General features: G+C 34.2%; 6 protein-coding genes and 1 pseudogene. 4 read left to right on the top strand and 3 right to left on the bottom strand.

Features of this window, described 5'->3' with window-relative positions; genetic code table 11:
• Positions 1–20: 20 nt before the first annotated feature.
• Positions 21–500: a group II intron maturase-specific domain-containing protein gene (locus IRZ78_RS26445; protein WP_347349846.1), complete on the bottom strand. Its 480-nt coding sequence runs from the start codon at positions 498–500 to the stop codon at positions 21–23.
• Positions 483–1,418 (bottom strand): annotated as a pseudogene (gene ltrA, locus IRZ78_RS26450) (group II intron reverse transcriptase/maturase); the annotation flags it as partial. The gene IRZ78_RS26445 and the pseudogene ltrA, both read right to left, overlap by 18 nt.
• A 659-nt stretch (positions 1,419–2,077) precedes the next feature.
• On the opposite strand from ltrA, the gene IRZ78_RS23135 reads away from it, so the two are divergent.
• From IRZ78_RS23135 to IRZ78_RS26280, 4 genes are all read left to right on the top strand, one after another.
• Positions 2,078–3,223 (top strand): site-specific integrase, encoded by a 1,146-nt coding sequence (locus IRZ78_RS23135; protein WP_194619401.1) that lies wholly within the window; start codon positions 2,078–2,080, stop codon positions 3,221–3,223.
• Positions 3,224–4,212: 989 nt separating this feature from the next.
• Positions 4,213–5,760: a hypothetical protein gene (locus tag IRZ78_RS23140; RefSeq protein ID WP_194619403.1), complete on the top strand. Its 1,548-nt coding sequence runs from the start codon at positions 4,213–4,215 to the stop codon at positions 5,758–5,760.
• A 126-nt stretch (positions 5,761–5,886) separates the two neighbouring features.
• On the top strand, positions 5,887–9,126 hold the full coding sequence (locus tag IRZ78_RS23145; protein ID WP_194619405.1) for a DUF3883 domain-containing protein: 3,240 nt from the start codon (positions 5,887–5,889) through the stop codon (positions 9,124–9,126).
• 222 nt (positions 9,127–9,348) lie between these two features.
• A complete protein-coding gene (locus IRZ78_RS26280) occupies positions 9,349–9,618 on the top strand; it encodes a hypothetical protein (protein WP_228520584.1) in 270 nt (89 codons plus the stop codon).
• A 620-nt stretch (positions 9,619–10,238) separates the two neighbouring features.
• Here the strand turns inward: IRZ78_RS26280 and IRZ78_RS23155 are convergent.
• Complete coding sequence (locus tag IRZ78_RS23155) at positions 10,239–11,300, bottom strand: HNH endonuclease domain-containing protein (RefSeq protein WP_194619407.1); 1,062 nt, start codon at positions 11,298–11,300, stop codon at positions 10,239–10,241.
• Positions 11,301–11,578: the final 278 nt, after the last annotated feature.

Consider the following 11,578-nt stretch of genomic DNA (forward strand, 5'->3'; position numbering starts at 1 on the left):
GATCCGTACCAAGGCGGTTCTTAATTTACGATACATTTTTGGTAGGTGTCAGTCATAAATGTATATCCAGCTTTTTTTAGAGTTTGTGTGTCTAAGGCTATTTGCAGGATTGGACTAAGCGCAGTTCGACAATACCCCTTTCGGGTATTAGCCCACTGGTAGGCTTGGTTGTCTTTAACTCCAATCTTTCTTAGATTGTTGTATTTAGTGCTTATCTTCTTCCAGCTTTTCCATATTAACATTCGTATTCTAAATCGAAGCCATTCGTCTATACGTTTAATCCTGCCTGACATATCGGCTAGTTTAAAATAGGATATCCAACCCTGCAGGTAAGACCTTAAGAGTTCCTTGATCTTTTGATACCCCATACCATTACTGCGGTTAGTAATTTCCTTTAGCCTGTCTTTGAGTTTACCATAACTCTTTGGATGTACACATAGCCCCCATTTCCCTTTACTTTTGTTATAGAAGCTATATCCAAGGAATTTCTTTCCTTTTATATACCCAACCGTAGTTTTCTCCTTGTTTACCCTTAAGTATAATACGTTTTCAATAAACGCAGTTATACTTTCCTTGACACGAAGACATGCTCTCTTGCTTTTACAGAAGATTAGACAATCATCTGCGTAGCGTACAAAGCGGTGTCCGCGTCTGGCGAGTTCCTTGTCCAGTTCGTGGAGCATTATATTACTCAACAATGGACTTAGAGGACCGCCTTGAGGAACTCCTAATACACTTTCTTCGAATTTGTTCCCCACAACAACACCAGACCTTAGATACTTATGGATAAGGGATATCACTCGTGGGTCTTTGACTTTCTTTGATAGTAGCTCTATAAGCCTACTGTGATTCACAGTGTCAAAGAATTTCTCTAAGTCTAGATCCACTACATAGCAGTATCAGTCATCAAGGTGACTTTCTACTTCTTTCAAAGCAGTATGGCACCCTCTTTTAGGCCTAAACCCATGACTACTTGAGTGGAACTCTTGCTCGTAAATAGGGGTTAGGATTTGGGCAATACTTTGTTGCACTAAGCGGTCTACAACAGTAGGAATGCCAAGAGACCTTGTTCTACCTCCCTCTTTAGGTATTTCAACTCTTCGAACGGCCTTAGGTTTGTATTTCCCACTTTCTAGCGATTTGATCAATGACTCTTTATGTTCTAAGAGCCATTCTAATAAAATCTCAGTGGACAACTTGTCTATTCCAAAGCTTCCTTTATTGGATCTGACTCTTTTATAAGCCAGATTCATATTGGAAGGGCTTACGATTAGCTCTAGTAGCTCCCCCTGAACTAAATGTACTTCCATGAGGTTGTTTTCAGTTATCCCAATAAAGGTCTGCACTCCTTGGTAGCTCTCGGATTCCGTCCTATCCTTCCCAAGGTAGTTATCAAAATGATTTGATATATTCTGCATTCGTCCCTTAATAGGTAAAATTCATTTACTACTCACTTAATTAAGTTCAGTCCTTCAGTACTCTTCTCCAGCACCTACTACGACCTCTGCTGACTTCTTATAGCAATTGTTAATCCATAGTGCTGTAAAAAAAAAACTTCCCTATGTCTATAAGATCTCCCCAGGTAAGAACGATAACTTTCCTCTCATCTGCCTGCTATATTTACCATCATGCTTCCGTACAGTTTGGGACTTCAGTTTGACTTGCAACCTTATCCAACATTTCTGGCCTTGTATATAGTTTCTCTCCGTCAGGCCAAGAGTTTGCCTACTGCTTCCTTCAGATTCCATCTCGCGATGGACACCCTTGCATTCAGCTAGCACTTCCCACTGTAAAGGCGTGCTTGGGACTTACACCCTAGAGTTATCGCCCATGCTGGGCGCACAAGTCAAAAGCCTTTAAACACTAGTGTTTAAAGGCTTTTTCGTTTTTCATACTTTTCAAAAAGCACATGTTTTATCAAAGAATGGTTACCCTATTAGTTATCCAGTTTTTTTTGGATAATTTTTCTCAAAAATGGGTAACTAAAAAGAAAGAATTCCCCGGGAATTCCCTGCTATCAATGGACTCTCTTAAAATTTTTTATTCAATTTGATTATTAATTTTAAAACTAGATAACATGTTAAAAGTAATTTTTTACCAGAAATCCGACAGAGTAAACAAGAACGCCGAATCTCCAATCTATGCACGTTTGAGCTACAATGACAAACAAATTTCAATGTCAACCGGACAAGCCATTTCAAAAGAAAGATGGTCCAGCACTAATAGCCTTAGAAACCAGCTTAAAATTGAAAAGGAAATAGTAATCAAAAATCTACTTGACCTTTTCCAACTTAATGCAGCCAAAAAATTTACTGAACTCTTTAGAATTGATCCCGAGGTCAACCTTCTATTATTAAAAGCTGAAATTACAGGCAAAGCCAAAATAGACCAGCTACATGGTCCCACAATAATTGAAATTTTGGAAACATACAATGTATTCTTCACCAAAAGAGTTAACTCGGGAGAGCGCGCACCTGCTTCACTGCAGAAGTACAAAAGAGCGAAAGATTTACTTTTGGACTTCATTACCAGTAACTACAAAAAGGAAGATATGCTCGCATCTGAAATATCAAGCTCATTTGTCTTTAAACTGGAACAATTCCTTAAGTATGAGAGCAGTTTTAAAGAGCAGACAGGCATCAAAAACAATTCAGTGGTAAAATATATGAAGATGTATAAAACTGCATGCAATTACGCCATCAAAATGGACTTGAGCATAAAAAACCCATTCATCGTTTATGACGGAAGGCTAAGCGTAAAAGATGCTGTTTTCCTAACTCAGCCTGAACTGAATACGATCGAGAATAAAACATTTTCAACACCCCGTCTCGAAAAGGTCAAGTATATATTCCTTTTCAGTTGCTATACAGGATATGCACCCGTCGATGCCATGGATCTAACCGAAAGAAACATATCTGAAGATTCAAATGGAAACTTATGGATTATGACCAGCAGAGCTAAAACTGCCATTAGAGCCAATGTGCCTGTATTACCAACCGTTGAGAAAATTATTTCTAAATATAAAAATCAGCAGAAAGGTCTTATCCCGAAAATTTCCAATCAGAAAATGAATGCCTATCTGAAGGAAATAGCTGATGTCTGTGGCATAGACAAACATCTTACATGGTATGTTGCCAGACATACTTTTGCCACCACTGTCACTTTAGGAAATGGGGTAAGACTCGAAAACGTATCATCAATGATGGGCTTCTGGACCCAATAAAAGATGATTGTTTTTGGATAAGCTATAATCTGGATGAGTACGAATATCTTCCATTGTCCGATGAACAATTTCAAAAAAATCTTTAAACAATTCGCCGTTAAATTCGGTTATTTCCATTTAGTTCCTTTTTATAGTAATTAGTAAGATTATGTATTACAGTGGTTTCGAGACTAAGCGAATCCCATTCTTCAGCTTACTTACTGTTCTGCCTGCGGTTTTTTTATTTAATAATTACGGTATCTAATTTAGTTATGATTACTAAACAAGATCAAAGATACTTAAGCTGTACGCAGTTATTTTGCGCAGTTAAAAAATAATTATTACCAGGATTTTAAACAAGAAAAAAAATATCTTCCCCTTTTCATGAAGAACCTTTTTAGCCAGCCTCCTCCTCCAGCGAAAATCATAGCTAACTAATGTATTACTACTTGAAAATAAAAAAGTCTCATTTTTTTTAGCTCTTAAAAAAACCGAGACTCACCCATCGCAGAATTATCAAATAAAAAAAAAAGAATGATTTATTATTGCTGACTAACAAAACATGCCAAATGATTTCCCTCTAAAACTAAAAGAATCTTTGTTATATAAAGCGATATGTCATCGTTAACTATAAACAAAACGCTGTTTTTCTTGATCAATATTTTTTATTTTTTTACGTAAAAATACTCGCTCAATTTAAACTCTGAATTTATATTTTTGGATAAAGAAGTCTTTTACAAAGTCTTTCCAAAAAATCAAATGTTTATTGCACGAATATTTTCAAATAAAGACATTTTGGTATTGCCCTTGCATCTTTGCACGTTGCACTTTTTAAATTTTATAGAGACACAATCTCCAGTTTAAATTGACAATCCCAATAAATCATTAAACAGAAGACCAACTGACTTGCCTGAAATTTTAAATCTGGAATAAAGGCACTTCGAAGTTTTTTAATTAATAGGAACCCTAATCTAATCGATAAATTATAAATTTAATATATACTATAGACAATGCAACCATCTGATTTTCTAACCTTAATAGGTTTGGCTCTTGCCATCTGGTCATTTATCCCTCAAAAAGAAAGAAACTTTATTTTACTTTTTTTCTCAAAACTGGAAATGACAGCGCTTGTTTTTAGTCTTTTTTTCATGTTATATTTAATGTCTTTTGACTGGCTTGAGGAAAACTGGTTTAATGGTTTGAACTCTTTTAGAATTGAGAAAGGTATCCCAGCCTCTATCTGGGCTTACATTTTGTCGTTAGTAGTTATTGCATATCCTATCATAAAGGTTTCGTTTTCCTATTTTTCAAGCGGTAAATCCAAAAAGCTAATCACCCTTTACAACTCATTATTAAAGGAAAATGAGATAGAATTATTAGTTGGCTACATTAACAAATATCATTTGGTAGATATTCAGACTTATTTAACAGGTCTATCAAATTTAACAAAAGAAGAAGATAACTTGCTTGCCTTTAGACTTAGATCTAAATCAGATAAAGAATTTGAGAAACTGATAAAACCAAAACGCACAAAATTTGGAGCTATGGTTTACGGTCATATCATTCAAAATGAAATATTTGTCAAAACTGTGGCATCAAAATATCCTGTATTATTTGCTACAGTTTTTAAAGGAATGATAAAAGACAGGGCTGCTAATCCCGATTTAGTAAAACTGTACATTGAAATAATATTTGAATCAAAAAACCAATCGCTTGTAGATGAGCTAAAGATTATGAATGATTCAAGTTCAAGTATACTAGAAAGAGACAAATCGGTCGACTTACCTATACTTACAGGCTTATTGGTTAACACCAAAGTTGCTGTTAAAAACAGCGTTTGGTATCCTGTAGGCGAAGGTGCTATTAAATCATTAAAATATGACGTCACGCAAAAAGAGTTTTTAGAAAAGGAGTATGATTTTCAATTGATAACAGAATTATGGAATCATAAAATATGGATAGCAACCGTCTACTTTAATTATATGGTTAGGGAATCCATATTTAGAAACAGCAACTGGCATATGTGGCTTTTTTACTTTAGAAATATGACCGATCTTCTTATCAAGAATATACCATTGGAAAACAATTACAAAAGAGACTCAGAGCACCCATCATTTGCCCATTACATAATTTATGAACAATTTGATATAATGTTAGGCTGGCTAGAACTAGCAAAAGAAGAGCAGACAGAGAACAGGGTTATTGATACAATTAGATGCTTAGGAAGCTGCATCCACTATTTATGCCAAGCTGAAGAGAGAAAACTGGCTGCAGGTTTCAAAAAAAGTCGACTAGAAAGAATAATTTCCTTGCATTGTGATTATGCCAGCTATCCCGACAATCCTGCCTGTGTCCTAATCCGAGAATGGCTGGGACAGCTATTACGCAACCCTAAGGGAGTCGATGCACCAACAGACCCCGTAACAGGAGAATATGTAGCTCTTTTGGCGGAGGCCTGGAGAGAATTTGATAAAGTACCTTATACTTATCATGGTCAGGAATTTATCCTTGAAGAATTTGTAACAAGTATTTTGGATCCCTTAGGAATTGCTGTTTAGCTAAAAACCAAAATTATAATCATCAAACAAAACATAGCAAAAAATACCAATACATAATCGTTTGGTTTTGCAATCTAACTCAAGCTATTAAAATAAAATTTTAAAAGTCCATTAACCTAATATAATATGATCGATAATATGACGATTCAAGAACTAATAAATAATAGAAAGGAATTTGTGGATGCCCAAGTAAAAAATGGCTTTGATCTAACAACCGTATTAGTTGGCCTATATTCTGATGCTTCCCACTTTGTATATGAAATATTGCAGAATGCTGAGGATTCCAAAGCAACAGAAATTACTTTTGATTTACGAGAAGATGCTTTAGTGGTAAATCATAACGGCACACATTTCACATATACTGATATTAACGCAATAACGGGTATCAGCAATCTACAGAATGAAAAAAAGAAAAATTTAGAAAAAATCGGAAAATTTGGTATAGGTTTTAAATCAGTCTACGCTGTAACAGAAAGTCCACGAATCCAATCCGGAATATATGATTTCCAAATAATTGATTTTGTATTACCGGACAGATTCACTGAAAACAATAATTTCAAAGACACAACGATAACATTAAATTTTAAAAACAAAAAATTAAGCAACACCGAAATCTACCAGCTGATTAGATCAAAATTTGAAACCTTTGAGTACTATAATCTTTTATTTCTTTCCAACCTAAATAGCATCACGTTAAAATGGAATGATGTAAAATTTGTCTTCAATAAAAAAGAAAAATCGATTGCAGGTAATGATTTGGCTTTTAAAACAATCCTGTCAGTTAATAAAGAAAAACATCAATACTTAGTTTTCAAAACAACTGTTGCCAGTAAGGAATTTTCAAAATTAAAAAACAAACCAAATATCGCTATAGCTTTCAAACAAGATGTTAAAGATGCAAATCTGCAAATTGTTAAAGCTGACACGAGCAATCTATTTGCTTTTTTTGAAACCGGATATGAGACATTTCTCAATTTTCTGATTCAAGCTCCGTTCAGTACAACCCCTGCACGTGATAATATTGACTTTAAGCTTCCTGTAAATATAGAACTGCTCGATGAGCTCGGCAAGCTCATGAAACGCGCGTTGCAGCATCTCGCACAAAATAAACTTATTACAATCGATTTCTTAAATCAACTGCCACTAAACTATAAAATTGAAGATACAAAAATCGTATATTGGTTTTTTTTCAAGGCAGTAAAAGAGGAATTTTTGGAAGGGGGCAAATATCTGCCGACAATGTTTAAAAATAATTACCAAGCACCCCATGATTTAGCTATTGTCCGAGGTCGAGAACTTACATCCTTAATTTCAAGTGTGGCAGATCTACAGCTTTTATTTGAAAAAAAATACTGGATGGATACTAAAATAACTGCCGATAAAACACCGGAACTGCACAATTACTTCACAAACCAGCTAAACATTAAGGAATACACTCCAGAAGATTTTGCTCGCAAAACCACTGATGCTTTTTTCATCTTGAAATCAGATTCCTGGATGATAAAATTTTATGAGTTTTTGAATGGTAAGCAAGAATCCTTGTGGCGAAATGGAAATAAAAAAGATCAAGGAGTATTGAGGCAAAAGGCGATCATACGACTGGACAACGGCCAGCATATACCACCATTTGACACCAGTGACAAGCCTATCGTTTTTCTTCCTTTCAAAAATCAAAACTTAGCAAACTTTAATACTGTAAGCCCAAAAGTGCTGCAATCGAAAGGCGCAATGGTTTTTATAAAAGATAAACTTGGCATAAGAGAGCCAAACCTTTTTGATAATATAAAGAATCATATTATTCCATTATACAGAACAAGTGAGGTTAATATTTCTCAAAAAAAACATTTGGAACACTTTAAACTGATCCTTGAGGTATTCAGTAAATCAAATGATAATTTTAAAGATGAAATAATTGAGCTGTTACGTGATGAAAACATTAAATTCATTCATGCGGTCAATTCATTTACTGGAAAAAAATCTTATCAGAACTATCAAGATGTCTATCTACCTTCAGAAATGCTAAAGCAGTATTTTAGTTTAACTGAAGGCATTTACTTCATAAATATGAGCATTTATGAAAACATAGATAAAGAAACTCTTTATGTCTTTTTAAAAAAATGCAATGTAAAGAGCTATCCATGGCTGGTGAAGCATTCGCTGGCATTATCCCATAGCCAAAAAGAAAAACTACGTATCAGCCTCACTAATGATCACCGAATTACTGAGTGGCATGGTGAAAAAATAGTAGATCATAAGTTAGAAGGACTAGAAGATTTTATATCGCAGGAAAAACTATCAAAAGAAGACTCAAAAGTAATCTGGAATGTACTGCTAAACTATTTGAGCAGCGAAAGTGACAAAAGAAGGCTTTTTAAATCAGAATATAGCTGGACTTACAGATATTACTACACTGCTAAGTTTAGAAGTTCAATCCTCAAAACGTTGCAGGAAACAAACTGGCTTTTTGTCAATGATAGTGCCATTCCCAAAAAACCACGTGAAATTTTATTAAAAGATTTAGATCCAGACTATCCAAAAGCGTCTGACGAAGGTTTACTTTTAGTAGAAAACTTAAAGTTTCAAACTGAGGCAGAACAGATTCTTTTAGGACAGTTACCTCCCGATCGAAAAGCACTGTTCAGTCAGTTTGAAGCCATTGAAAGACTATGTAATGAAAAGGGCATTGATTTAACAGCAGCACTTAATGAACTGGCAAAAGAATCTAATCGCGAAGCAGAAAAAAAAGAATTAGAAAATGCCCCAGAAATCGACGATATGGAAACTATTGAAGAAGACTTTGTTCCATTTGATGATTCTGGCATCGAAGGAAAAGAAGGTAATCGTAATTCTGAAGGACAAAATAACAATAATTCCCAGGAACCGCCTAAAGCTCCATCTCGAAATCAACAAAGCCAACAAATGAAAAATGAAATTGGAGAAAGAGGTGAATCTTTAGCTATGAAGCATTTAAAAAAGTTATGGTCAAAAAAAGCAAGTTTTATAAATGAAACAGAAACTGTTTTAACCTTTGAAAATGCAAACAAAAAAATTATTACCATTTCGCTTTTAAATTCTGAGAATAAAAAAGGGATCGGTTGTGATATTATCATAAAAAAGGGAGAAGAAGAGATAGAGTTTATAGAGGTCAAGAGTACAAAAATGGAGGATAAAGATCTATTTCCAGTTAATGGCTACCAATGGTCATTGGCTTATAAAAAATTTAAGCTAGGTCAAGGAGACAAGTTTAGTTTCTTAATTGTTAAAAATGTTTTGAGTCAAAAATCTAAAATAACAATAGTAAGGAATCCAATAAAAAAATGGAAAGATGGTGAACTGAGGGCTCATCCTATCAATCTTGAATTCTAGAAGTAATCGAAAGAAACCAAAACTGCTATCTGTACCATGTAGTCAAATTTGGAAAGCTTTACGAATTAAACCTCGAATGGCAAATAAAGGAATCCCAAGCTGATTGTCATAGCATTTAGTGTGAGTTCTGAATACAGCAATTACGAAAAATCACCGGTGCTAACTTATAAGAATATGGATAAATTAATTCAATACCGGTTATCAAAAATCCAGAAGAGTGAAATGGCTCAAAATCTACTTGATATTATGCAGAAAGATGCAATAATTAAAGCAGAAACCAGAACGTTTGTAACAAACTGGATTCGAACCGGACCAAAAGAAAAAAGAAAGGCTTTTTTCGATGTATGGGAAACTGTTTTAAGAGAATATCTTCCTGACACTAGACCTGTCCTATTCCGTACATCCGACAGAATAGGCAAAAAGGCAAAATATCAAGTTTTACTGGACGATTGGAATGTGCAAGAAGATTTAATGACGAGGATAACTATTTAATTATTTGCGACACAAAAGATGCACTTGAGTTGGATGAAAAATTTTATATGTCAGGTGAATATAAACATACTTTTACCCACTTGCAAATGTTTTAAAAAGAGCAAAGGCTTCCGACGGATGGGGATTCTCTTCAAGACTACTGGATGACTTTATTGGGGAAGACGAGTAAATAATGAAAGTTGGTCCTGATAATAGCCATATTTTCAAATGGATGTAAACACATCCAAGTAGCCAAGGAAAAAAAGTATTCATTTTATTAACTCGATTTTTAATTTATAAACTCTAAGCTTGAGATTAACTGAAGCTTAGAGTTGCAGTAAATTAGTGAATAAAAACTTGTTACCTTTTACGTAAAACTAACCACTTAAACCAACCTTCCGTTTGCCGGCCAAAATCCAAAAAAAAAAAAAATCTGAAGAAAAAACAAAACTAAATAAATAGGAATTCATCAGATCATCCTTATGTTGCGGAGTCTGAAGTTCCGTAATACAATGTTTTCTAGTGCTGCTTGAAGAGTGTAGTTCTGATTCTGATGGCAGTGGGTTATTTTAAAGTTTTCATAGGTCTCGACATACTTAGAAATTTAATTGAAATCTCTATTAATCATGTAAAAATCAAACTCATAATAGATAGCCAAATCCATTATTATGGGCTATAGTAACCAAGGGCTGAATACTGTCTTTATATCTTATATAGTCAAAACCATGTATACTGGTTAAATCTGGAAAAATACCTAGATACTCTTCAAGCAATTTGTTTTTAGGAGCATGATTGCGCATAATCTCAAAAGCTGTTTTTTGCATTTCGAAAAAGCTTTGAAAGTGGTTCTCCATAATAGGCAGTTTGTCGCTCTTTATTGAATTGAAATGAATATCAATGGGAATTAAATTCCAAATCAAATCATGAGACACAAAAGCATGCGGAACAAAATGATCCAAGGCATATTCGCTAATTGTCAAACTTTTACCGGTAAATATACAATTCACTGTCCCAAGCTCTTTAAATACAATATCCCAATAGTTTTTTCGCTGGTTATTTAGTGAACCTCTAAGGGGTGGTCTAATAAGCTTATTGGCGATATCAGGCACATTTGGGTTACGTACCTGCAAAAACAAAGTCAGGTTCCAGTAAATAAAATCCTTTAGTATTTTTGCATTTGTCTTTAAATAATCTGTCCATTTGGGATTAATAACTATATGATTATCATGAAGCGCATACATACAGTCATTTTCAAATGTCTGCGAAGAAATATATATGTGCTTCCTATAAGTGATATCAGTAGCTCCTTTTTCTTTGGTGAACCATGGAGATAAAAACCTATGCGGCACATTTTTATTAAAGTGATTAAGTGTTTGCTGTGTAGTTTTGAGTACAGAATTCTCTAATACATCTAATAACAAATCTTTCTTTACATCAATAGCCATTCCTTCCTGTTTTAATAAAGACTGTACCGCCTGCTGTATCAAATCTTGTTTGCCAAAAAATACATGAAAATAATTAACCGTATACCATGCATTACCAATCATACGCGCAAACAAAGCTCTTTTAGAAAGTGTTAGCTGCCCATGTTCAACCAGCTCTATAATAGATAATAACCAATAAAACTTGTAGGTAGCAGAGGTATTACCAAAAGCCGAGGCAAGTTTAGGCACTGGTAGATTTTGGGAATATGGAAGATTCATAATGCGATTTAATTGCGATTGTGCTAAGATAGGAAAAGTAAAATACTAAAATTGTGAAATAACCACTTCTCCTAAAGAAGAACAAATATTTACGGGCTCCTATATTTACTATTACTCAAGTCTTTTGATTTTGCAATAAAATAAAATTCAAACATTTAACAATCAGGTATTTATACGCTAATTCATGTCCGTTTTATTTCTGACATTTGAAAACATTCTGGTCTTCTATCATAATTTATTACACGCCTTTTAATTGTTTATTCGCAGACAATCTCTCC

Origin of the sequence: Flavobacterium sp. CSZ (assembly GCF_015350725.1) — a bacterium.
Taxonomy (GTDB): domain Bacteria; phylum Bacteroidota; class Bacteroidia; order Flavobacteriales; family Flavobacteriaceae; genus Flavobacterium.